The sequence below is a fragment of the Luteimonas fraxinea genome, from assembly GCF_021233355.1.
GTDB classification, from domain to species: Bacteria; Pseudomonadota; Gammaproteobacteria; order Xanthomonadales; family Xanthomonadaceae; genus Luteimonas; species Luteimonas fraxinea.
Genome location: NZ_CP089507.1, coordinates 3,880,219 through 3,903,574 on the forward strand (window position 1 = coordinate 3,880,219; position 23,356 = coordinate 3,903,574).

The 23,356-nt window shown below is 66.4% G+C and carries 21 protein-coding genes and 2 tRNA genes; 7 read left to right on the forward strand and 16 right to left on the reverse strand.

All coding sequences use genetic code 11. The features are described 5' to 3' along the window. Positions 1–44: 44 nt before the first annotated feature. The 5 genes from LU699_RS17690 to ppsR all read right to left on the reverse strand — a co-directional run bounded on the left by LU699_RS17690 (position 45) and on the right by ppsR (position 2,267). Positions 45–428, reverse strand: a complete 384-nt coding sequence (locus tag LU699_RS17690) for a CopL family metal-binding regulatory protein (RefSeq protein ID WP_232135183.1) — start codon at positions 426–428, stop codon at positions 45–47. Between the two features lie 109 nt (positions 429–537). Further along, a tRNA-Glu gene (locus LU699_RS17695) sits at positions 538–613 on the reverse strand. A gap of 51 nt (positions 614–664) precedes the next feature. After that, positions 665–740 (reverse strand) — tRNA-Ala (locus LU699_RS17700). A 95-nt stretch (positions 741–835) separates the two neighbouring features. After that, positions 836–1,345, reverse strand: a complete 510-nt coding sequence (locus tag LU699_RS17705) for a DUF1249 domain-containing protein (RefSeq protein WP_232135181.1) — start codon at positions 1,343–1,345, stop codon at positions 836–838. 100 nt (positions 1,346–1,445) lie between these two features. After that, on the reverse strand, positions 1,446–2,267 hold the full coding sequence (gene ppsR, locus LU699_RS17710; protein ID WP_159681783.1) for a posphoenolpyruvate synthetase regulatory kinase/phosphorylase PpsR: 822 nt from the start codon (positions 2,265–2,267) through the stop codon (positions 1,446–1,448). A gap of 113 nt (positions 2,268–2,380) precedes the next feature. Here ppsR and ppsA point away from each other — a divergent pair, with 113 nt between their 5' ends. Next, the gene (ppsA, locus tag LU699_RS17715; RefSeq protein WP_232135179.1) at positions 2,381–4,759 is read left to right on the forward strand and encodes a phosphoenolpyruvate synthase; all 2,379 of its coding nucleotides are present in this window, start codon (positions 2,381–2,383) and stop codon (positions 4,757–4,759) included. Positions 4,760–4,863: 104 nt separating this feature from the next. Here ppsA and orn read toward each other — a convergent pair whose 3' ends face one another. Next, positions 4,864–5,427 carry an oligoribonuclease gene (gene orn / locus LU699_RS17720; protein WP_232135177.1) on the reverse strand — a complete coding sequence of 188 codons (564 nt, stop codon included), beginning with the start codon at positions 5,425–5,427 and terminating at the stop codon, positions 4,864–4,866. 100 nt (positions 5,428–5,527) lie between these two features. Here orn and LU699_RS17725 point away from each other — a divergent pair, with 100 nt between their 5' ends. Beyond that, positions 5,528–5,995, forward strand: a complete 468-nt coding sequence (locus LU699_RS17725; RefSeq protein WP_232135175.1) for a DUF2721 domain-containing protein — start codon at positions 5,528–5,530, stop codon at positions 5,993–5,995. Positions 5,996–6,177: 182 nt separating this feature from the next. Here LU699_RS17725 and tadA read toward each other — a convergent pair whose 3' ends face one another. The 5 genes from tadA to LU699_RS17750 all read right to left on the reverse strand — a co-directional run bounded on the left by tadA (position 6,178) and on the right by LU699_RS17750 (position 10,091). Beyond that, positions 6,178–6,675: a tRNA adenosine(34) deaminase TadA gene (gene tadA, locus LU699_RS17730; RefSeq protein WP_232135173.1), complete on the reverse strand. Its 498-nt coding sequence runs from the start codon at positions 6,673–6,675 to the stop codon at positions 6,178–6,180. 7 nt (positions 6,676–6,682) lie between these two features. After that, positions 6,683–7,240 (reverse strand): NADPH-dependent FMN reductase, encoded by a 558-nt coding sequence (locus LU699_RS17735; protein ID WP_232135171.1) that lies wholly within the window; start codon positions 7,238–7,240, stop codon positions 6,683–6,685. A gap of 80 nt (positions 7,241–7,320) precedes the next feature. Next, complete coding sequence (locus tag LU699_RS17740) at positions 7,321–8,868, reverse strand: cryptochrome/photolyase family protein (protein WP_232580316.1); 1,548 nt, start codon at positions 8,866–8,868, stop codon at positions 7,321–7,323. Further along, on the reverse strand, positions 8,861–9,055 hold the full coding sequence (locus LU699_RS17745; protein WP_232135167.1) for a DUF2256 domain-containing protein: 195 nt from the start codon (positions 9,053–9,055) through the stop codon (positions 8,861–8,863). The genes LU699_RS17740 and LU699_RS17745 overlap by 8 nt, the downstream gene beginning before the upstream one ends. 124 nt (positions 9,056–9,179) lie before the next feature. Beyond that, positions 9,180–10,091, reverse strand: coding sequence for a LysR family transcriptional regulator (locus tag LU699_RS17750; RefSeq protein WP_232135165.1), 912 nt, complete (start codon positions 10,089–10,091; stop codon positions 9,180–9,182). A gap of 348 nt (positions 10,092–10,439) precedes the next feature. On the opposite strand from LU699_RS17750, the gene LU699_RS17755 reads away from it, so the two are divergent. Genes LU699_RS17755 through LU699_RS17775 form a run of 5 tightly spaced genes read left to right on the forward strand, consistent with a single transcriptional unit; the run spans position 10,440 to position 16,603 of the window. After that, positions 10,440–11,690, forward strand: a complete 1,251-nt coding sequence (locus LU699_RS17755) for a 3-methyl-2-oxobutanoate dehydrogenase (2-methylpropanoyl-transferring) subunit alpha (protein ID WP_232135164.1) — start codon at positions 10,440–10,442, stop codon at positions 11,688–11,690. A gap of 2 nt (positions 11,691–11,692) precedes the next feature. Beyond that, complete coding sequence (locus LU699_RS17760; protein ID WP_232135162.1) at positions 11,693–12,730, forward strand: alpha-ketoacid dehydrogenase subunit beta; 1,038 nt, start codon at positions 11,693–11,695, stop codon at positions 12,728–12,730. A 3-nt stretch (positions 12,731–12,733) separates the two neighbouring features. Further along, positions 12,734–14,080, forward strand: coding sequence for a dihydrolipoamide acetyltransferase family protein (locus LU699_RS17765; protein WP_232580317.1), 1,347 nt, complete (start codon positions 12,734–12,736; stop codon positions 14,078–14,080). Between the two features lie 3 nt (positions 14,081–14,083). Then, on the forward strand, positions 14,084–15,496 hold the full coding sequence (gene lpdA / locus LU699_RS17770; RefSeq protein WP_232135158.1) for a dihydrolipoyl dehydrogenase: 1,413 nt from the start codon (positions 14,084–14,086) through the stop codon (positions 15,494–15,496). Positions 15,497–15,505: 9 nt separating this feature from the next. Beyond that, a complete protein-coding gene (locus LU699_RS17775; RefSeq protein ID WP_232135156.1) occupies positions 15,506–16,603 on the forward strand; it encodes a branched-chain amino acid aminotransferase in 1,098 nt (365 codons plus the stop codon). A 115-nt stretch (positions 16,604–16,718) separates the two neighbouring features. Here LU699_RS17775 and LU699_RS17780 read toward each other — a convergent pair whose 3' ends face one another. Genes LU699_RS17780 through LU699_RS17800 form a run of 5 tightly spaced genes read right to left on the reverse strand, consistent with a single transcriptional unit; the run spans position 16,719 to position 23,280 of the window. Beyond that, complete coding sequence (locus tag LU699_RS17780; RefSeq protein WP_232135154.1) at positions 16,719–17,624, reverse strand: hydroxymethylglutaryl-CoA lyase; 906 nt, start codon at positions 17,622–17,624, stop codon at positions 16,719–16,721. After that, entirely contained in the window at positions 17,621–19,690 is a 2,070-nt protein-coding gene (locus LU699_RS17785) for an acetyl-CoA carboxylase biotin carboxylase subunit (protein WP_232135152.1), read from the reverse strand. The genes LU699_RS17780 and LU699_RS17785 overlap by 4 nt, the downstream gene beginning before the upstream one ends. Then, a complete protein-coding gene (locus LU699_RS17790; RefSeq protein ID WP_232135150.1) occupies positions 19,687–20,475 on the reverse strand; it encodes an enoyl-CoA hydratase-related protein in 789 nt (262 codons plus the stop codon). Before LU699_RS17790 ends, LU699_RS17785 begins: the two co-directional genes overlap by 4 nt. A gap of 23 nt (positions 20,476–20,498) precedes the next feature. After that, positions 20,499–22,106 (reverse strand): carboxyl transferase domain-containing protein, encoded by a 1,608-nt coding sequence (locus LU699_RS17795; RefSeq protein WP_232135149.1) that lies wholly within the window; start codon positions 22,104–22,106, stop codon positions 20,499–20,501. A 10-nt stretch (positions 22,107–22,116) separates the two neighbouring features. Then, on the reverse strand, positions 22,117–23,280 hold the full coding sequence (locus LU699_RS17800) for an isovaleryl-CoA dehydrogenase (protein ID WP_232135147.1): 1,164 nt from the start codon (positions 23,278–23,280) through the stop codon (positions 22,117–22,119). Positions 23,281–23,356: the final 76 nt, after the last annotated feature.

Genomic DNA, 23,356 nt, shown 5'->3' on the forward strand with positions numbered 1-23,356 from the left:
CGCGAGGCGACCCATGCCCTGCCCCTGTCGAGGCAGCGATGCGATCAGGCGCGAAGAATCGGAGGTCGGACGGGATCGTCGAGATGCGGCGCGGCGCGATCTTCGGGCACATGCGCGACGACGACCGTGCTGCCACTGGAAGCGCCGACACGCGGCACCACCGGCAACACGCTGCCGCAGCCGTGCAAACATAGACAGTCGCCACCGTCGCAACAGCTGTCGGGTGCCGGGGAGTTCTGATCGTGCGCGTCGCCTTCGACGGCGTCGGAGGCCATCGAATGACACGGCGGCGGCGTCTCGGAGGCCGAATGTGCAGCGTGCGACATCGCTGGCGCAGGCCCCGCAGCTGCGAACGCAGCGCCCACGCCGTCGAATGCCAGCAGGACGGCGAGCAGCAGATGCAACAGCACGAGCGCGGAAGAACGCATGCCGCGAGTATACGTCGACGCGCAAATGCGCCCGCATTACGCGAGCCGACGAACAGATCGCACATAGCAGAACGGGCAGCCCTTGCGAGCTGCCCGTCTGTTTGTAAAGTGGCGTCCCCACGGGGATTCGAACCCCGGTGTCCACCGTGAAAGGGTGGTGTCCTAGGCCTCTAGACGATGGGGACGCAGAAACCTGCATCATTCTATCGATCGGCCTTTGATCGACAGACAAATTGTGGTGGAGCCAGGCGGGATCGAACCGCCGACCTCCTGCATGCCATGCAGGCGCTCTCCCAGCTGAGCTATGGCCCCACGTTTGGGAGCGCGAAATTGTAGTGTTCCGTATCGGCAACGTCAACAGAATTTCGCACTTCCTTCGTTCGCTTCGATTCGTTCCGGAGAACGTCTCAGCCGGTGGCGCCGGCCTTGCTGCGATCGAGCCGCGCATCATCCGGATTTGGACCCAGAGTTGCAAGCCCATGTCCCTGATCGTCGAGATACTGCAGCCACTTGCCGAGAAATGTGTTCATGCGCAGGCGGTGATCCACCACTTCGTCCGGCGGTGGAAACATGCCGATCACGTCCTGCCAGCGGCGGCCGACATAGCAATGCGTGGCCTCGACCTGCCCCGCATCGCGATACAGGCGCAGATGCGCGGATGGGTCCGGTTGGCCGGTCACCGGATCGAGCATCGCGTAGCTCAGGCGCAGCTCCGTCGTGTAGGGATGCTGCTCGACGACATCCAGCAGCACCGTCAGCGCGCCGGGCACATCGGAGCGATAGCGGCCGGGTGCGAGGCTCGCGGGATCGAACAGGCGCACCAGGCGCTCATGGTTCTCCGCGTACAGCGCCATCAGCCAGCCGAAGCGCCCCATCGAGGGCACGCGCGGGCGGCGGCGGGTCAGGACTTTTTCCATGGATCGATGCTACATCCGCGGCGATGAATCCGTCAGGATCGAACGACGGCGTGCGGGATGGGGTTCCGGGTCCGCCATCCCCATCTCCGGAACGACGTCCTCAGTACATGACGCGCTCGATGCCAAGGGTCGACAGAACCTTGCTGGAGATCTCCTCGATCGAGGTGTGCGTGGTGCTCAGAGAGGGCATGCGCTCGGCGCGGAACAGGGCCTCGGCGGCGCCCACTTCGTGCTTGCAGGTTTCCAGCTTCGCGTAGCGCGAATTGGGTCGGCGTTCCTGGCGGATCTGCGCCAGACGCACCGGATCGATCGTCAGCCCGAACAGCTTGGCGCGATGCGCGCGCAGCCGCGGCGGCAGGCGATCGTGTTCGAGGTCTTCCTCGGTCAGCGGATAGTTCGCCGCGCGCACGCCGTGATGCAGTGCCAGATACACGCAGGTCGGCGTCTTGCCCGCACGCGACACCGCGACCAGGATCACGTCGGCCTCGTCGTAGTTGGTCGCCATACCATCGTCGTGGGTCAGCGCGAAGTTCATCGCGTTGATGCGGCGGTGGTAGGTCTCGAAATCGACCATGCCGTGCGCCCGGCCGACGCGTGATTCACGCGTCTCCAGCAGTTCGCGCTCCAGTGGCTCGATGAACGGCGCGAACACATCGAGCACCAGCGCCCCGCTCTCCCCGAGCACCAGTGCCAGGCCGGTGTCGACGCAGGAGCTGATGACGATCGGACGCACGCCCATCGCCTCGCCGCGGGCGCGGATCAATCCCGCGACTTCGCGCGCGCGCGCCTCGTTGTCGACGAACGGGATCCGGTTGGTGCTGAACTGGGTGCCGCTGAACTGGGTGAGCAGGCTGTGGCCGATGGTTTCGGCGGTGATGCCCGTGCCGTCGGACACGTAGAACACCGGGCGGGGACTGGACATGCGGACTCCGGAAGTCACGGATGAGCGCCGCGGCGCCCGGGAGGGCTAAAATAGCCGTTCGATGCCGGGCTTGCCCGACCTCCTTCTCGATCAACGCGACACGGAGTCTCACCTTGAGCGCCAACATCCTGTGGCTGCATGACCTGCGCCTGTCCGACCTCGCCCAGGTCGGCGGCAAGAACTCGTCCCTCGGCGAGATGATCGGCAACCTCGCCAAGCTCGGCGTTTCGGTGCCCGGCGGTTTCGCCACCACGGCGGATGCATTCAAGGCGTTCATCGCCCACAACGATCTGCACCAGCGCATCTTCGATCGCCTGGCGCCGCTGGACGTCGAAGACGTCGCTGCGCTGACCGCGGCCGGCAAGGAGATCCGCGGCTGGGTCATCGACGCGCCGCTGCAGCCCGATCTCGATGCGGACATCCGCGCCGCCTACGACAAGCTCGCTTCCGAGAACGGTGGCGGTGACATCGCCGTGGCCGTGCGTTCGTCGGCGACTGCCGAAGATCTGCCCGATGCCTCGTTCGCCGGCCAGCAGGAGACGTTCCTCAACGTCACCGGCGCCGACGACGTGGTGGTCAAGGTCAAGGAAGTCTTCGCCTCGCTCTACAACGACCGCGCGATCGCCTACCGCGTGCACCACGGCTTCAAGCACGAAGACGTGTTCCTGTCGTCGGGCGTGCAGCTGATGGTGCGTTCGGACATCGGCGCTTCGGGCGTGCTGTTCACGCTCGACACCGAATCCGGTTTCCGCGACGTGGTGTTCGTGACGTCGAGCTTCGGTCTGGGCGAGATGGTCGTCCAGGGCGCGGTGAACCCCGACGAGTTCTACGTTTACAAGCCCACGCTGCGCGCCGGCAAGCCGGCGATCCTGCGTCGCGGCATCGGCAGCAAGCAGCTGCGGATGGTCTATTCCGATGTGCCGGGCGAGCGCGTGCGCATCGAGGACACGCCGGCCGAACAGCGCGACACTTTCTCGATCTCCGACGAGGACGTGCAGGAACTCTCGCGTCAGGCGCTGATCATCGAAGAGCACTACGAGCGCCCGATGGACATCGAGTGGGCGAAGGACGGCGCCAGCGGCAAGCTGTTCATCGTGCAGGCGCGCCCGGAGACGGTGAAGTCGCGCGCCAAGAACACCCAGATCGAGCGCTTCTCGCTCGAGCAGCGTGGCGAAGTGGTCTGCGAAGGCCGTGCGATCGGCCAGAAGATCGGCGCCGGCGTCGCACGTGTGGTGCGTTCGCTCGACGACATGGCCCGCGTGCAGCCCGGTGACGTGCTCGTCGCCGACATGACCGACCCCGACTGGGAGCCGGTGATGAAGCGCGCTGCCGCAATCGTCACCAACCGCGGTGGCCGCACCTGCCACGCGGCGATCATCGCCCGCGAACTCGGCGTGCCGGCCGTCGTCGGCACCGGCAATGCGCTGGACATGATCGAAGACGGCCAGGAAGTCACGATCAGCTGCGCCGAAGGCGATACCGGTTTCATCTACAGCGGCATCCTGCCGTTCGAGCGCATCACCACCGATCTGACCTCGATGCCCGAGGCACCGCTGAAGATCATGATGAACGTCGCCAACCCCGAGCGCGCGTTCGACTTCGGCCAGCTGCCCAACGCCGGTATCGGCCTGGCGCGTCTGGAAATGATCATCGCCGCGCACATCGGCGTGCATCCCAACGCCCTGCTCGAGTACGACAAGCAGGATCCGGAGACGAAAAAGAAGATCGACGCCAAGACCATCGGTTACGGCAGCCCGGTCGACTTCTACGTCAACCGTCTCGCCGAAGGCATCGCCACGCTGACCGCGTCGGTCGCGCCGAATCCGGTGATCGTGCGTCTGTCGGACTTCAAGTCCAACGAATACGCGAACCTGATCGGCGGCAAGCGCTACGAGCCGGAAGAAGAGAACCCGATGATCGGCTTCCGCGGCGCCAGCCGCTATGTCGATCCGTCGTTTACTGAGGCGTTCTCGCTGGAATGCCGCGCGGTGCTCAAGGTCCGCAACGAGATGGGCCTGGAGAATCTCTGGGTGATGATCCCGTTCGTGCGCACGCTCGACGAAGGGCGTCGTGTCATCGAGGTGCTGGAGAAGAACGGCCTCAAGCGCGGCGAGAACGGCCTGAAGATCATCATGATGTGCGAGCTGCCCTCGAACGCGTTGATGGCCGACGAGTTCCTCGACATCTTCGACGGCTTCTCGATCGGTTCCAACGATCTGACCCAGCTCACCCTGGGCCTGGACCGCGATTCGTCGATCGTCGCGCACCTGTTCGACGAACGCGATCCGGCGGTCAAGAAGCTGCTGTCGATGGCGATCAAGTCCGCGCGCGCCAAGGGCAAGTACATCGGCATCTGCGGCCAGGGTCCGAGCGATCACCCGGATCTGGCGCAGTGGCTGATGGACGAGGGCATCGAGTCGGTGTCGCTCAACCCCGACACCGTGGTCGATACTTGGCTCAAGCTCGCGAAGTCGAAGGCACGCGCCGGCTGATGCGCAGCGACAGCGTTGAAACGCAGAACGCCCGGACTTGATGCCCGGGCGTTCTGCTGTGTGGCGTCGGTCGGCAGCGGGTGCTGCGGCCGCGGAACCGCGCGTCAGGGACTCGCAAGTGCGGCCATGTGCCGGCGATAGTGGCGCAGTTCGTCGATCGAATCGCGCACGTCGCTGAGCGCGGTGTGCGCCGAATGCTTGGTGAAACCCGACAGCACCTGCGGCGCCCAGCGGCGCGCGAGTTCCTTGATCGTGCTGACGTCGAGATTGCGGTAGTGGAAGAACTTCTCCAGCGCCGGCATCTGCCGGTGCAAGAAGCGGCGGTCCTGGCAGATCGAGTTGCCGCACATCGGCGACTTGCCCGGCTCGGCCCACAGCTGCAGGAATTCGAGCGTGCGCGCTTGCGCCTCGGCCAGTCCCACGCCCTGCTCCACCGAGCGCTGCCACAGGCCCGAACGGCGATGCTGGGTCCGGTTCCAGTCGTCCATCGCTTCCAGCACGTCGAGTGGCTGCACGATCGCCAGTTCCGGGCCTTCGGCGAGCACGTTGAGCTCGGCGTCGGTGACGATGGTGGCGATCTCGAGGATCTGGTCGTGGTCGGTATCCAGGCCGGTCATTTCCAGATCGATCCAGATCAGCCGGCCCTCGATGGCCTTGTCGGCATTCATGCGTGCATTCGCCTTACGCGGAGTGACGGCGCATGATATCGCAGCCGTCGCTGCCGCCAGGTCCGCAGTGTTCCCTTCCCAGATGTTGTCCAATCCCGCCTTGACGCACTACGCCATTCTCACCGCGATGCTCGCCCCGGCGTTCTTCCTGACCGCCACCGCCTCGCTGCTTGGATCCGCGAATGCACGGCTTGCGCGCGTCATCGACCGTACCCGTTCGCTGCTGCGCGACCTTGCCGACGACGAAGGCAACGATGAAGAAGACCGTCGCATCCTCGAAACGCGGATCGCACTGCAGCGTCGCCGCAGCCGCATCATCCTGCGAGGCAGCCAGCTGCTGTATGTGGCGATCAGCTGCTTCGTCGGCACCAGCCTGACGGTCGCCGGCGATTCCTTCTTCGGCCACAAGTTCGAGCAGGCGCCGACGCTGCTGGCCTGCCTCGGCGTGCTGGCGATGTTCGCAGCCAGTCTGCTGCTGGCACGCGAGGCGTCGATGGCCGTGCATGCGGTCAATGAGGAAATGGACGATGCGCACCGCAAGGCGAATCGGCGCAGTCCGTTGATTTGAGCTTTGTGTTGTCCTTCTCTGGGAGAAGGTCCCCGACGGGCGGATGAGGGTGCTTTTTTAGGCATTGGCGGGTTGAGCCCTAGCCCTCACCCGAAGCGCTGCGCGCTTCGACCTCTCCCTGAGGGAGAGGTGTTGATTGGCCACAATCCGAAAAAGAACGCGCGTTGATCTGGCGCGAGCGATCAGCGCGGTGTCAGTCCGCGCTTGGCTCGGAAGTAGTTCGTCAGCATCGGTCCGGCGACATCGGCGCATACGCCGCCGGTGACTTCGATGCGATGGTTGTGGCGCGCGTCGCCCAGCACATCGAACACGCTGCCTGCGGCGCCGGTCTTGGGATCGAATGCGCCGAACACGACCCGCGCGACGCGCGCATGGATCATCGCCATCGCGCACATCGCACAGGGTTCGAGCGTCACGTATAGCGTGCAGCCGATGAGCCGGTGATTGCCGAGCGCAGCGCCGGCGCGACGCATCGCGACGATCTCCGCATGCGCGCTGGGATCATGCTCGGCGATGTTGCGGTTCCAGCCTTCGCCGATCACGGTGCCGTCCGCATCGACGACCAGCGCACCGACCGGAATCTCGTCGTCCTCGTGCATCGCGCGCTCGGCGAGGGCCAGTGCGCGTGTCATCCATACAGCGTCGGCATCTCCGGCGTTCGGTGTGAGCAGCAGCGACATCGAAACCTCAGCGCGTCTCACGGATGTGCGCGGCGAAGTCCTGCACGAACGTGCCGAGCTGCGCGCGTACCTTCTCGTCCTGCAGCGTGCCGTCCTCGTTGAAGGCCTGACCCGCGCGCGACACCAGCAGACGACCGCCGGCCCACTGCCGGCAACCGAGCGTGCGCAGCACTGGCAGCCATGCCGTCTGCGACAGGATCGTGCCGAAGCCGCCGAGCGATGCGCCGATCACCGCGACATGGCGGTCGCCGAACAGTGCGGGGATTCCGCTGCCGGGCCGCGACAGCCAGTCGATCGCGTTCTTGAACACGCCCGGGATGCCGTTGTTGTATTCGGGTGTCACCAGCAACAGGCCATCGGCGGCGAGGATCTGCGCCTTCAAGGCCTCGACCGCGGCCGGAATGCCGTCACGCGCTTCGACGTCGCCGTCGTAGAGCGGAATGCCGTGCGGCGTGGCTGCGTCGATCGTGAGTTCGTCGGAAGCGAACGTCTGTGCAGCGCGCAGCAGGCCGGTGTTGTACGAGGCGGCGCGCAGGCTGCCTGAGATGCCGAGAAGTCTGACCATGTCGCAATCCGCCCGAGGCTGGCGGCACCGCGCCGCAGTTCGGCGGCGACTTTACCGCAGCCGCGATGGCGCGGCGTTGTTCAACGCGAATCGCGTCGCCACTGAGCGGCTTCCTCGCGGATCAATGCGCGCTCGGCTGCATCGAGCCGTTCCAGGCTGCGTACCTGCTGTGCGGTGCGTGGATTGGCGGCCAGCAGCGCTTCGTGGCGCAGCATGAAATCCCAGTACAGGCGCGTGTACGGACAGGCCTGCCGACCGGTGCGCTGCCCCGGATCGAACGGACATCGGCGGCAGTAACTACCCGCGCTCATGCGCTCGATGTAGCGACCGCTGGCGATGTAGGGCTTGCTGGACATCAGCCCGCCATCGGCGAACTGGCTCATGCCGAGCACGTTGGGCATCTCGACCCATTCCACCGCGTCGACGTACACGGCCAAAAACCAGCGGTGCACCTGCGCCGGCTCGACACCCAGCAGTTGCGCGTACAGACCGATGACCATCAGCCGCTGGATGTGGTGGGCGTAGCCGAGCGTCAACGTCTGCTGCAGCGCATCGGCCAGGCACGGCATCGGCGCATCACCGGTCCAGTAGAAGCCGGGCAGATCGCCAGTCGCCTGCAGCGCGTTTGATTCCGCGTAGCGCGGCATCTGCGTCCAGTAAACCCCGCGCACGTATTCGCGCCAGCCGAGGATCTGACGGATGTAGCCCTCGGCTGCCGCCAGCGTTGCCCTGCCCGCGCGCCATACGGCTTCGACCGCGTCGACGACTTCGCGTGGCGCGAGCAGTTTGAGATTCAGCGCGGACGCGATCTGCGAATGCCAGAGCCAAGGCGCGTCCGGCCACAGCGCGTCCTGCCAGCGGCCGAAGGCCGGCAGACGTTCTTCGACGAAGCGTTCGAGTGCGTGCAGCGCCTGCGCGCGGGTGACCGGCCACGCGAATCGATCCAGTCCACCGGGATGATCGGCAAAACGCGTGCGCACGAGGTCGAGCACTTCGCGCGTGATCGCGTCCGGCTCGACGTGTGGCGGCGCGGGCACCACGCCCGGGCCCTGCGCGTCGAACGGCGCGCGGTTTTCTGTGTCAAAGTTCCAGCGCTCGCCTGCGGGGGTGTCGCCGTCCATCAGCACGTGATGCGTGCGGCGCATGTGGCGGTAGAAGGTTTCGAGCCGCAGTTCCGGCTGACCCCGCGCCCATGCAGCGAATACGCGCACGTCGCAGTAGAAGTGCGGGTCCGGCTCGATCACCAGTTCGACACCTGCGGCCGAGGTCGCATCGCGGATTGCCTGCAGCACGCGCCAGTCGCCCGGGGCGGTCATCCTGACGGACTGCGGGCGCAGGCGTTCGACAGCTGACGCCAGTTCGGCACCAAGCGTGCCGCGATTGTCCGGGTCATCGAGCAGCCGGTAGTCGACCGTCCAGCCTTCGTGACATCGGTCCTGCGCGAAGTGCCGCATCGCACTCAGGAACAGCGCGGTCCGCATCTTCGTGGACCAGACGTGCGTGGACTCTTCGACGACTTCCGCCATCCACACGACATCATGCGTCGGATCGCAGCCATCGAAGACCGCCGCGGTCGGATCGAGCTGGTCGCCCAGCACGATAATGAGATGGCGGATCGGATCAGTCATCACGTGACGTATCGGGCGCGGCCGCAGCGCGCTTGTTGCGACGACAGCGCTCCGAGCAATAGCGCACCTCGTCCCAGGTCTTCGCCCATGCACGGCGCCAGGTCATCGTGCGTCCGCAGACCGCGCAGGGTTTGCTGGGCAGATAGGACTTGTTGCCGGCAAACTCGCCGTCGCGCTTGCGTGGCATCGCTACTCTGTCCTGTCCGTGCAACGCCGCGATGATCCGGATGTGCGTCGCAGGGCATGCGATCGGTCTGGTAGCAAACGCCCGATCTCCGCGACGCCGCCGCGAGTGGCCGGGCTGCGAACGCTCAAGCGCTGCACGCGAATACGAGAAACTGGTGCAGCGCATTCGCCGGTGCCGACAGCGCTTCATCAGGCCGCCAGACCAGGCCGACTTCCATCGGCGGCACCGCATCGTCCAGCGTGCGCACGTCGATCCGGCGGCCTTCCAGCGACCACGGCCGATAGACCATGTCGGACAGGATGCTCACGCCGAATCCGTAGGCCACCAGACCCCGCAACGCTTCCAGTGAGGAGGTGCGGAAGGCGACGTTGGGCTCGCGCTGCACCGACTGCCAGTAGCGCAGCGCCGACGCTTCGCCCTCGTCCACCTTCAACATGATGTAGGGATACGCCGCCACGTCGGCCAGCCCGATCACCGGTTGCTGCGCCAGCGGATGCGACTCGGCCAGCCACAATTGCCGGCGCGAACGGATCAGCAACTGCCGCTTCAGCGTGTAGGGCTCGACCATGTTGGAGATGATGCAGAGCCCGAAGTCGAGCGCGCCCTCGGCCACGCCGCGTTCGATCTCGACCCGGTCCATGTCGATCAGGTCGATCTCGACCAGCGGATACGAGCGCTTGAACCGCGCCAGCAGGCTGGGCAGGAAATAGCCCAGCACCGTGTAGGACGCGCCCACCCGTACCGTGCCGGCCAGGGTGTTGGCCAGGAACATCGGTTCGCTGAGCGCATCCTGCAGCGTGTCGAGGATGTGGCGCACATGCTGATGGAAGCGGTGCCCTTCTGCGGTCAGCGCGACGCCGTGCGGCATCCGGTCGAACAGGCGCAGCCCGAGCAGGGTTTCCAGCTGGGCGACCGCCGTGGTGATCACCGATTGCGAGACATGCAGCTTGCGCGCGGCCTGCGAGAACTGGCCCAGCTCGGCGGCCTCTGCGAAATAGCGCAGTTGCCGCAGCGACATGTTGGCGGGGATCTGCATGCACCACTCCGGCGGGGCTTTGGTATCTGGATAAACGATACCTCATAGTCAATTAAACAAATTTACGATATTCGTCGACGCCTTTAGACTTCACGTCTGGCGGACTGCGTCACGCTCCACGCCGCCTTGAAAGCCGCGGGCCGACGCCCGTCCGACCGGGAGAAGCGTTCTTGCACCGTGCCCCGTCCAGTCCGCCCCCGCGCGCGCATGCAGCGCGTGCCGCCGCGTCCCCAGCTCTGCCGACGCCCGACCGCGGGTCGAGCGACCGTACCGCCCTCTTCATTGCCGCCGCCCCCCGCCGCCGGCATGCCTGCAGCTCCATGACCCATGCCCAGCGAGGCCCCTGACATGCCCACATCCCAGAATCCGGCCGCGACCGAACCCTTGCGGTTGCACGTGCCCGAGCCGAGTGCCCGCCCGGGCCAGGCCACCGACTTCTCCTATCTGCAGCTCAGCCCGGCCGGCAGCGTCGCCAAGCCTGCGCTGGATGTGCCGGCGAGCCAGACCGCACCGCTGACCAGCCAGCTGATCCGCGTGCTCGACGACAACGGCGACGCCGTCGGCCCGTGGGCCGCCGACATCGACGACGCGGTGCTGCTGCGCGCGATGCACGCGATGCTCAAGACCCGCGCGTTCGACGCTCGCATGCTGATCGCGCAGCGCCAGAAGAAGACCTCGTTCTACATCCAATGCACGGGCGAGGAAGCCATCGCAGTCGGCCAGACACTGGCGCTGCGCGACGGCGACATGCAGTTCCCGACCTATCGCCAGCAGGGCATCCTGATCACCAGGGAAGTACCGCTGGTCAGCATGATGTGCCAGATCCTGTCGAACGCCGCCGACCCGCTGAAGGGCCGCCAGCTGCCGATCATGTACTCGTACAAGGACGCCGGCTTCTTCTCGATCTCCGGCAACCTGACCACCCAGTACATCCAGGCCGTGGGCTGGGCGATGGCGTCGGCGATCAAGGGCGACACCAAGATCGCGACCGCATGGGTCGGCGACGGCGCGACTGCCGAGGGCGATTTCCATGCCGCGCTCGTGTTCGCGCACGTCTATCGCGCGCCGGTGATCCTCAACGTGGTCAACAACCAGTGGGCGATCTCGACCTTCCAGGCGATCGCCGGCGGCGAGAACACCACGTTCGCCGCGCGCGGTGCCGCTTACGGCATTCCGTCGCTGCGTGTGGACGGCAACGATCTGCTCGCCGTCTATGCCGCTTCGCGCTGGGCCGCCGAACGTGCACGCAGCAATCTGGGCTCGACGATGATCGAGTGGGTGACCTACCGCGCCGGTCCGCACTCGACCTCGGACGATCCGTCCAAGTACCGCCCCGCCGACGACGCACAGCACTTCCCGCTCGGCGATCCGATCGACCGCCTCAAGGCACACATGGTCAAGCGCGGCTTGTGGAGCGACGAACAGCACGAGAAAGTGCGCACCGAACTCGACGCGGAAGTCTCGCGTGCATTGAAGGAAGCCGAGACCCACGGCCTGCTCGGCAGCGACAACCGTCCAGGTGCCGCCGACATGTTCAACGACGTCTACAAAGAGCTGCCCGACCATCTGCGTCGCCAGCGCCAGCAGTTGGGAGTCTGACCATGAGCGAAACCCAGAACAACGGCGGTTCGCCGATGACGATGATCCAGGCGCTGCGTTCGGCGATGGATGTGATGCTGGAACGCGATGACAACGTCGTCGTGTTCGGCGAGGACGTCGGCTACTTCGGCGGCGTGTTCCGCTGCACCGACGGCCTGCAGGCCAAGTACGGCAAGCAGCGCGTGTTCGACGCACCGATCTCCGAGAGCGGCATCGCCGGCGCGGCGATCGGCATGGCCGCCTATGGCCTGCGTCCGGTCGCCGAGATCCAGTTCGCCGACTACATCTATCCGGCCTACGACCAGATCGTGTCCGAGGCCGCGCGCCTGCGCTATCGATCAAACGGCATGTTCACCTCGCCGCTGGTGTTCCGCACGCCCTGCGGCGGCGGCATCTACGGTGGCCAGACCCACAGCCAGAGCCCGGAGGCGATTTTCGCCCACGTGGCCGGCCTGCGTACGGTGATGCCGTCCAACCCGTATGACGCCAAGGGCCTGCTGATCGCCTCGATCGAGAACGACGATCCGGTGATCTTCCTGGAGCCCAAGCGCCTCTACAACGGCCCGTTCGACGGCCACCACGACCGCCCGGTCGTCGCCTGGTCCAAGCACGCCGACAACCTCGTGCCCGAGGGCTACTACAGCGTGCCGCTGGACAAGGCCGCCATCGTCCGCGAAGGCAAGGCGGTCACGATTCTGACCTACGGCACCACCGTGTGGGTGGCGCAGGCCGCGGCCGAAGATGCCGGCATCGACGCCGAGGTCATCGACCTGCGCAGCCTGTGGCCGCTGGATCTCGACGCGATCACCGACTCGGTCAAGAAGACCGGCCGCTGCATCGTGCTGCACGAGGCCACGCGTACCTGCGGCTTCGGCGCCGAGCTGGTCGCGCTGGTGCAGGAGCACTGCTTCTATCACCTGCAGGCACCGGTCGAACGCGTCACCGGCTGGGACACCCCCTACCCGCATGCGCAGGAATGGGACTACTTCCCGGGCCCGGCCCGGGTCATCGAAGCGTTGCAGCGCGTGCTGGAGGACTGAGCCATGGGACATCACGTCATCAAGATGCCGGACATCGGCGAAGGCATCGCCGAAGTCGAAGTGATCGCCTGGAAGGTCGAAGTCGGCGGCCAGGTCGCCGAGGACGAGATCGTGGCCGAGGTCATGACCGATAAGGCCATGGTCGAGATCCCCTCGCCCGTCGCGGGTACCGTGGTCTCTCTGGGCGGCAAGCCCGGCGAGATGATGGCCGTCGGCAGCGAGCTGATCCGCCTCGAAGTCGAGGGCGCCGGCAATGCCGCGTCCGCCGGTGCGCCCGCCGCGGCGAAGCCCGCAGACGCCGCTGCCGCGCCCAAGGCGGAAGCGCCGAAGCCGGCAGCCGACGCCAAGCCGGCACCGGCAGCGGAAGCCAAGCCCGCTGCCGCGCCTGCAAAGGCCGCGGCACCTGCACCGGCCGCAAAGTCGGACGCGCGCAGCGCGGTCACCAACAGCGTGCTCGCGGCCGGCGAACAGCCGCTGGCCTCGCCTGCCGTGCGTCGCCGTGCCTGGGATCTGGGCATCGAGCTGCGCTACGTGCCGGCGACCGGTCCGGGTGGCCGCATCCTGCACGCCGATCTCGACGCCTACGCCGAAGCCGGCGGCAAGGCGCAGCCGGTCGGTGGTGGCGCAGGCGGCAGCAGCTATGCGCGTCGCACCGGCGAAGAACAGGTGCCGATCATGGGCCTGCGCCGCAAGATCGCGCAGAAGATGCAGCAGTCGTGGTCGAACATTCCGCACATCACCTACGTGGAAGAAATCGACGTCACCGAAGTCGAGGCACTGCGCGCCAAGCTCAACGACCGCTGGGGCAAGACCCGCGGCAAGCTGACCCTGCTGCCGTTGCTGGCACGCGCGGTGGTGCTTGCGGCACGCGACTTCCCGCAGATGAACGCCCGTTTCGATGACGAGGCCAACATCGTCACGCGCTACGAGGGCGTGCAGCTCGGCATCGCGACGCAGAGCGCGGTGGGCCTGTCGGTGCCGGTGATCGCGCATGCCGAATCGCTGGACCTGTGGCAGACCGCCGCCGAGATCGGCCGTCTTGCCGCGGCCGTGCGCGAAGGCAAGGCGACCCGCGATGAGCTGTCCGGCTCGACGATCACCATCAGCAGCCTCGGCCCGGTCGGCGGCGTGGTGTCGACGCCGATCATCAACCATCCGGAAGTGGCGATCGTCGGCGTCAACCGCATCATCGAACGGCCGATGTTCCGCGAGGGCCAGGTCGTCGCGCGCAATCTGATGAACCTCTCGTCCTCGTTCGACCATCGCATCGTCGACGGCATGGACGCGGCCGAATTCGTGCAGGCGATCCGTCAGCGCCTGGAAACCCCTGCACTGCTGTTCGTGGAGTAATTGATGAGCCAGACCCAGACCATCGAAACCCAGCTGCTGGTCATCGGCGGCGGCCCCGGCGGTTACATCGCCGGCATCCGCGCCGGCCAGCTCGGCGTCAAGACCATCGTCGTCGAAGGCGTCAATCCGGGCGGCACCTGCCTCAACATCGGCTGCATTCCGTCCAAGGCGCTGATCCATGCCGCCGAGGAATTTGCCAAGGTCGCGAGCTATGCGGCCGGCACGTCTCCGCTCGGTATCAGCGTGCAGGCGCCGGCGCTGGATCTGGCCAAGACCGTCGAGTGGAAGGCCGGCATCGTCAAGAAGCTGACCGGCGGCGTGAGCGCACTGCTGAAGAAGAACGGCGCGCAGCTGATCAAGGGCTGGGCGACGATCGTCGACGGCAAGACCGTCGATGTCGCCGGCGCTGGCGAGGACGGCGGCACGTTGCGCATCAAGTGCGAGCACCTACTGCTGGCGACCGGTTCGGAGCCGGTGGAACTGCCCTTCCTGCCGTTCGGCGGCAAGGTCATCTCGTCGACCGAAGCGCTATCGCCGACGTCGCTGCCGAAGCATCTGATCGTCGTCGGTGGCGGCTATATCGGACTGGAACTCGGCACCGCCTACCGCAAGCTCGGCTGCGAAGTCACCGTGGTCGAAGCGCAGGACCGCATCCTGCCGGCTTACGACAGTGAGCTGACCAAGCCGGTCGCCACGCACCTCGACAAGTCGGGCGTCAAGGTGCTGACTAAGCACAGCGTGCTCGGCCTCACCGATGGCGGCGCCTTGCGCGTGCGCGATCCGGACGCTAACGAACTCACGATCGACGCGGACCAGATCCTGGTCGCGGTCGGTCGTCGTCCGAAGACCGATGGCTTCAATCTCGAATCGCTGGGTCTCGATCTCGCCGGTAAGTCGATCAAGATCGACGATCAGTGCAAGACCTCGATGCGCAACGTCTGGGCGATCGGCGATGTCGCCGGCGAACCGATGCTGGCGCACCGCGCGATGGCGCAGGGCGAACTGGTGGCCGAAGTGGTCAGCGGCAAGAAGCGCCACTTCATGCCGGCGGCGATTCCGGCGGTGTGCTTCACCGATCCGGAAGTCGTCGTCGTCGGCCTGTCGCCGGATGAAGCCAAGGCGCAGAACATCGAGATCAAGACCTCGATGTTCCCGTTCGCGGCCAATGGCCGCGCGATGTCGCTGGAGTCGACCGATGGCTTCGTGCGCGTGGTCGCGCGCGCGGGCGATCACCGCATTCTCGGCTGGCAGGCCGTCGGCGTGCAGGTGTCCGAACTGTCGATCGCATTCGTGCAGTCGATCGAGATGGGCGCAACGCTCGAAGACATCGCCGGTACCATCCACCCCCACCCGACGCTGGGCGAAGCCGTGCAGGAAGCCGCACTCCGCGCACTCGGCCACGCCCTGCACATCTGAGTCCCGCGCATGACTGACGCCACGTTCCCCACCTTCCGCCACGTCCCTTCGCAGCAGGCGCGCGAGCAGGCCGATCGCGAGAAGATCCTCGCCGATCCCGGTTTCGGCGTGCATTTCACCGATCACATGGTCGCCATCGACTGGACCGTCGAGGACGGCTGGCACGACGCGCACGTGCGGCCTTACGGCCCGCTGACGTTCTCGCCCGCCGCCGCGGTGCTGCATTACGGCCAGGAAATCTTCGAAGGCATGAAGGCGTTCCGTCATGCCGACGGTTCGGTGTGGACCTTCCGTCCGGAGTCCAACGGTCGTCGCCTGCAGCATTCGGCCCGTCGCATGGCGCTGCCGGAACTGCCGGTGGATCTGTTCGTCGAGTCGATCAAGCAGCTGGTCAAGACCGATGAAGCCTGGGTGCCGGGCGGCGGCGAATCGAGCCTGTACATCCGGCCTTTCATGATCGCCAACGAGGATTTCCTCGGCGTGCGCCCGGCGCGTCGCGTGGCCTATTACGTGATCGCCAGCCCCGCCGGCGCCTACTTCAAGGGCGGCATCAAGCCGGTCTCGATCTGGCTCTCGCGCGACTACGCCCGTGCCGGCCGCGGTGGCACCGGTTCGGCCAAGTGCGGCGGCAACTATGCGTCGTCGCTGCTGCCGCAGCGCGAGGCGGTCGAAAACGGCTGCGCGCAGGTGCTGTTCCTCGATGCGGAAACCAATACATACGTCGAAGAACTCGGCGGCATGAACGTGTTCCTGGTGCAGAAGGACGGCAGCGTCATCACCCCGTCGCTGACCGGCAGCATCCTCGAGGGCATCACCCGCGACAGCGTGATCCAGCTGCTGCGCGATCGCGGCCACACCGTGACCGAACGCCGCGTCGAGATCGCCGAGTGGATGGAAGGCGTGCGCTCGGGTGAGATCAGTGAGGTCTTCGCCTGCGGCACCGCGGCCAGCATCTCGCCGATCGGCGTGCTCAAGGGCGCCGATTTCAGTGTCGGCGATGCCGATGCGCAGCCGGGCGAAATCACGATGGGCATCCGCAAGGATCTGCTCGACATCCAGTACGGCCGCGCGCCGGACCGGCATGGCTGGTTGACGCGTCTGGTCTGATCCATCGCGTCAGGTGACGGAAAACGGCCCGCATTGCGGGCCGTTTTCTTACTGGCGTTGCGATTATCCGCATCGACTTCAGCGGCTCGCTGGCAAACTCTGTCGACGCCTTGAATCAGGCAGCGGCGTTCCTCGCCAGCGCCACCGTCGCGAGCTTGCTGGCCGGCTTGCGGCCCAGTTCGCCGCTGATCCACACCGCCGTGTCGGTCACCGCCTGCAGGTCGATGCCGGTCCGCAGTCCCAGTCCGTCGAGCATGTACAGCAGATCCTCGGTGGCGAGGTTGCCGCTGGCGCCCTTCGCGTAGGGGCAGCCGCCGAGGCCGCCGACGGCGCTGTCGACCACGCGCACGCCCGTTTCGAGACAGGCCAGCACGTTGGCCAGCGCTTGGCCGTAGGTGTCGTGGAAGTGCACGGCGAGCTGCGCCATGGGCACGGTCTGCGCGCAAGCCAGCAGCATCTCGCGCGCCTTTGCAGGTGTGCCGACGCCGATGGTGTCGCCGAGCGAGATCTCGTCGCAGCCCATCGCGTGCAGGGCATCGGCCACGCGCACCACATCACCGAGCGGCACGTGGCCCTGATAGGGGCAGCCGAGCACGGTCGATACGTAACCACGGACCGACACACCCGCAGCACGCGCCTGCTCGACGACAGGCTTCAGCCGTTCGAGCGAGCCGTCGACATCGATATTGGTGTTCTTGAGGTTGAACGCATCCGAGGCCGCGGTGAACACCGCGATGTGCCGCACACCGGATGCAAGCGCACGCTCCAGCCCCTTCGCGTTGGGCACCAGCACCGGATAGGCCACGCCGTCGCATTGCTGGATGCCGGCAAGCACTTCCTCGGCATCGGCCAACTGCGGCACCCACTTCGGGCTGACGAAGCTGGTGGCTTCGACGACCTGGAAGCCGCAGACCGACAACCGGTCGATCAACGCGATCTTGGTCGCGGCCGGCACCAGTGTCTTTTCGTTTTGCAGCCCGTCACGGGGACCGACTTCGACGACGCGGACGAAATCACTCATGCCGCGCCCTCCTCTGCATCGCCTTCGACGAAGTCGACCAGCACCGCGCCATCGGCCACCAGATCGCCCTGTTTCGCGAGAAACGCCTTGACCACGCCGTCGTGCGGCGCCTGCAGCGTGTGCTCCATCTTCATCGCTTCCATCACCAGCAGCGGCGTGCCCTTCTTGATGGGCGTACCGAGCGGTGCCAGCAGTTCGACGATGCGCCCCGGCATCGGTGCGATCACCGCGCCGGCATGCGCTTCGGCGCCGGTGTGTCGATGCAGCGGATCGACGTGTTCGAAGACGAAGCGGTCTTCGCCGCGATACAGCACGACCTGCGTGCCGTGCACCAGCACATCGACGTTGCGACGCACGCCGTCGATGGCGGCGGTCAGCGTCGGAGCGGTCCATTCGAAATTGACCGGCGTGGCCGTCTCGCCATCGATGCCGATGCGCAGCCCGTTATGGTCCTGACGCAACGCGATACGGCGGTGTTGTCCGTTCGCCGACAACTCGATGAAGCGAGCGGCGAGGGTGTCGAGGCGCCAGCCGTCGGCGATTGACCAAGGAGAAGCGGCCCTCACCCCTGCCCCTCTCCCGGAGGGAGAGGGGTTCGAAGTCGCGCTGTCCGTTACCGCCTGCGAATGCGCCCACAGGCCGAGTGCCGCGAGCATCCACGCCGCATCGTCGGCCTCGGGCAACGGCGCCAGCAGCGTGTCGATCTCGCGTGCAACGAGTCCGGTATCCAGGCGCGCGGCAGAGAAATCCGCTTGGCGCGCAAGGCGTCCGAGGAACACCGCATTGGTGGTGACGCCGACGACGCGCACCGCATCGATGGTCTGACGCAGACGTTGCAGGGCACGCGGACGGTCTTCGTCCCAGACGATCAGCTTGGCGATCATCGGGTCGTACCACGGGCTGATCGCGTCGCCCTGCTCCACGCCGGTGTCGATGCGCACATGCGCGCTCGCTTCGGGGAACTGCATGACCTGCAGCGTGCCCGTCGACGGCAGGAAGCCTTTGAGCGCGTCTTCTGCATACAGACGCGCTTCGATCGCATGGCCGCGATGGTGGATCTGGTCCTGACGCAGCGGCAGCGCCTGACCGGCGGCCGTGCGCAACTGCCATTCGACGAGATCGATGCCGGTGACCATCTCGGTGACCGGATGTTCGACCTGCAGCCGGGTGTTCATTTCCATAAAGTGGAAATCGCCGCCCTCGCCGACGATGAACTCGATCGTGCCGGCGCCGATGTAATCGACCGCGCGCGCAGCGGCGACCGCAGCCTGCGCCATCGCCTCGCGCTGCGCGTCGCTCAGTTCGGGCGCGGGCGCTTCTTCCAGAACTTTCTGGTGACGACGCTGCACCGAGCAATCGCGCTCGAACAGATGCACCACGTTGCCGTGGCTGTCGCCGAAGACCTGCATCTCCACATGGCGCGGCCGCACGATGTAACGCTCGATCAACACACGCGCATCGCCGAACGAACTCTCGGCCTCGCGCTGGCAGGACAGCAGTGCCGCTGCGAAGTCCTCACTCTTCTCGACCAGACGCATGCCCTTGCCGCCACCGCCGGCACTGGCCTTGATCAGCACCGGATAGCGGATCTCGTCGGCCTGCTGCTGCAGGAACGCGGGATCCTGGTTGTCGCCGTGATAGCCCGGCGTCACCGGCACATTGGCGGCCTGCATCAACGCCTTGGCTTCGCGCTTGTCGCCCATCGCCTGGATCGACTTGGGGCTAGGACCGATGAAGACCACGCCGGCATCGGCGCAGGCCTGCGCAAATGCCGCGTTCTCGGACAGGAAGCCGTAGCCCGGATGGATCGCCTGCGCACCGGTGCGGCGTGCGGCGTCCAGCAGCTTGTCGGCGCGCAGATAACTTTCGCGCGCAGCCGACGGGCCGATGTGCACCGCCTCATCGGCCAGACGCACATGGCGCGCATTGCGGTCGGCATCGGAGTACACCGCCACCGTGCGGATGCCGAGCCGGCGACAGGTCGCGATGATGCGGCACGCGATCTCGCCGCGATTGGCGATCAGCACGGTGTCGAACAGCGCGCCTTCGGAAATTCCAGTGGTCATCGAGCATCCTTTGCGCGGCGTGTTGACAGGAAGGCGTCCAGGCGCTCGCGGGCTTCGTCGGTAGCGCGGATGCCGGCGATGCGCGCGGCGGTGTCGGCGATCAGTGCATCCCCGATGGTCTGGCCATCGAGATCGCGGATGAGCCGCTTGGATTCGGCCTGTGCAGTCGGGCCGCCCTGCGCCAGCGCCTGCACCAAGGTGTCGATCGCGGCGTCGAGCGCGTCGTCGGCGACGACCTCATGCACCAGCCCGATCTCGTAGGCCTTCGCCGGCTGGATCAGTTCAGCGGTCAGGAAATAGCGCGCGGCCTGGCGCGGACCGATCGCGCGCAGCACGTAGGGGCCGATGGTCGCGGGAATCAGTCCGAACTTGACCTCGGACGTCGCGAACACCGCCTTGTCGCTGGCGACCGCGATATCGCAGGCAGCCACGAGGCCAAGACCACCACCGATCGCCGCGCCATGCACGCGCGCGATCGTCGGCTTCGGCAGCTCCGCCAGGCGACGCAGCATGCGCGCCAGCGCTTCGGCCTCGTCGCGATTGCGCGCGACGTCGTAATCGGCCGCGCGGCGCATCCAGTCGAGATCGGCGCCGGCAGAAAAACTGCGGCCGCGTCCGGCCAGCACGACGACGCGCGCGGCGTCGTCCGCGCCGAGCGCCTGCAGGCCACGATCAATCGCATCGATCAGGTGTTCGTCGAACGCGTTGTGACGCTCGGGGCGATCCATCCACAAGGTCGCCACGGCGCCGTTGCGTTCGATCCCGATATTCGGTGTGTCGGTCATTGCGGTGTCCTCGTCGCGCCCGGTCACATCCGGAAGATGCCGAACTTCGTCTCTTCGTTCGGTGCGTTCAATGCCGCCGACAGGGCCAGCCCCAATGCGCGACGGGTCTTGGCCGGATCGATGATGCCGTCGTCCCACAGTCGTGCGCTGGCGTAGTACGGATGCCCCTGCTGCTCGAACTGCTCGCGGATCGGGGCCTTGAACGCATCCTCGTCTTCCGCAGACCACGTGCCGCCCTTGGCTTCGATGCCATCGCGGCGCACGGTGGCCAGCACGCCGGCCGCCTGTTCGCCGCCCATCACGCCGATGCGCGCGTTGGGCCACATCCACAGGAAGCGCGGCGAATACGCACGGCCGTTCATGCCGTAATTGCCGGCGCCGAAACTGCCGCCGATGACGACGGTGAACTTCGGCACCTTCGCGCAGGCCACCGCGGTGACCAGCTTGGCGCCATCACGCGCGATGCCGCCGTTCTCGTACTTCTTGCCCACCATGAAGCCGGTGATGTTCTGCAGGAACAGCAGCGGAATGCCGCGTTTGGCGCACAGTTCCACGAAGTGCGCGCCCTTGAGCGCGCTCTCGGAGAACAGGATGCCGTTGTTGGCGACGATGCCGATCGGGTAGCCGTGCAGATGCGCGAAGCCGGTGACCAGCGTGGTGCCGTAGCGCGCCTTGAATTCGTCGAAGCGCGAGCCATCGACCAGCCGCGCGATCACTTCGCGCACGTCATATGGTTTACGCGTATCGGCCGGAATCACGCCGTAGAGTTCTTCGGCCGGATACGCCGGCTCTTCAGACGGCTGCGTTAGCAGTTCGCCCTGCTTGCGCCAGTTGAGCGAGGCCACGATGTCGCGCACGCGCGCCAGTGCATCGAGGTCGTCTTCGGCGAAGTGATCGGCCACGCCCGAGATGCGCGTGTGCACGTCGGCGCCGCCCAGCGATTCTGCGTCCACTTCCTCACCCGTCGCGGCCTTCACCAGCGGCGGACCGCCGAGGAAGATCGTGCCCTGTTCCTTGACGATCACCGTCTCGTCGCTCATCGCCGGCACGTAAGCGCCGCCGGCGGTGCACGAGCCCATGACGCAGGCGATCTGCGGAATGCCCTGCGCCGAGAGATTGGCCTGGTTGTAGAAGATCCGGCCGAAATGATCGCGGTCCGGAAACACCTCGTCCTGCATCGGCAGGAACGCGCCACCGGAATCGACCAGATAGATGCACGGCAGGCGGTTCTGCTGCGCGATCTCCTGCGCACGCAGATGCTTCTTCACCGTGATCGGGTAATAGGTGCCGCCCTTCACCGTCGCATCGTTGGCGACGATCATGCATTCGACGCCGCTGACCAGGCCGATACCGGCGACGACACCCGCGCTGGGCACCTCGCCGCCATACATGCCGTGCGCCGCCATCGGCGCGACCTCGAGGAACGGCGCGCCGGGATCGATCAGTGCATCGATGCGATCGCGCACCAGCAGCTTGCCGCGCTTGCGGTGCTTCTCGCGCGCGGCTTCGCTGCCGCCCTGGGCGATGCGCGCATGCGTGGCGCGCAGATCGTCGAGCGCCGTCTGCATCGCAGCGGCATTGGTCTGGAAACTCTCACCGGCCGGATCGATCCGGCTCTGCAGGATGGCCATCGGTGCTCCTTCAGCTGGTCTGGCGGAACAGTTCGCGGCCGATCAGCATGCGCCGGATCTCCGACGTGCCGGCGCCGATCTCGTAGAGCTTGGCGTCACGCCACAGGCGGCCCACCGGGTATTCATTGATGTAGCCGTTGCCGCCCAGCGCCTGGATCGCCTGCCCGGCCAGCCACGTTGCCTTCTCGGCCGCGTAGAGGATCACGCCGGCGGCGTCCTGACGGGTGATCTTGCCGGCGTCGGCCGCCTTCGCCACCGCGTACACGTAGGCGCGGCAGGCGTTGTAGGCGACATACATGTCGGCGACCTTGCCCTGCATCAGCTGGAAGTTGCCGATCGCTTCGCCGAACTGGCTGCGCTCGTGCACGTACGGCAGCACCGCATCGAGACCCGCGGCCATCAAGCCCAGCGGACCGCCCGACAGCACCAGGCGCTCGTAGTCGAGACCGGACATCAGCACCTTGACGCCGCCGCCGACTTCGCCGAGCACGTTCTCGACCGGCACTTCGCAATCCTCGAACACCAGCTCGCAGGTATCCGACGACCGCATGCCGAGCTTGTCGAGCTTCTGCGCAGTCGAAAAACCCTTGAAGCCCTTCTCGATGATGAAAGTGGTGATGCCCTTCGGGCCGGCATCGGGATCGGTCTTGGCGTAGACCACCAGCACGTCGGCGGTCGGGCCGTTGGTGATCCACATCTTGTTGCCGTTGAGCACGTAGCGGTCGCCGCGCAGTTCCGCGCGCAGCTTCATGCCCACCACGTCCGAACCCGCGCCCGGCTCGCTCATCGCCAGCGCGCCCACGTACTCGCCGCTGCACAGCTTCGGCAGGTACTGCTGCTTCTGCGCTTCGCTGGCGTTCTTGCGCAGCTGGTTGAGGCACAGGTTGGAGTGCGCGCCGTAGGACAGACCGATGCCGCCCGAGGCCCGCGAGATCTCCTCCATCGCGACCACGTGGGCCAGATAGCCGAGGCCCGTGCCGCCGTATTCTTCTTCGACGGTGATGCCCAGCAGGCCCTGCGCGCCGAGCTTGGTCCACAGCGCGTGCGGGAACTGGTTGGCCTCGTCGGCATGCGTGGCGAGGGGCGCGATCTCCTGCGCGGCGAAGTCCTGCACGGACTCGCGGATCATCTCGATCTCTTCGCCGAGTTGGAAATCGATGGACGGAATACGCATGCTGGACTCCAGGTTCCCGGGGACGACGACCCGCATGGCATCGCGCCTGCGCAGTGGTCCCGATCGGCACAGGCTA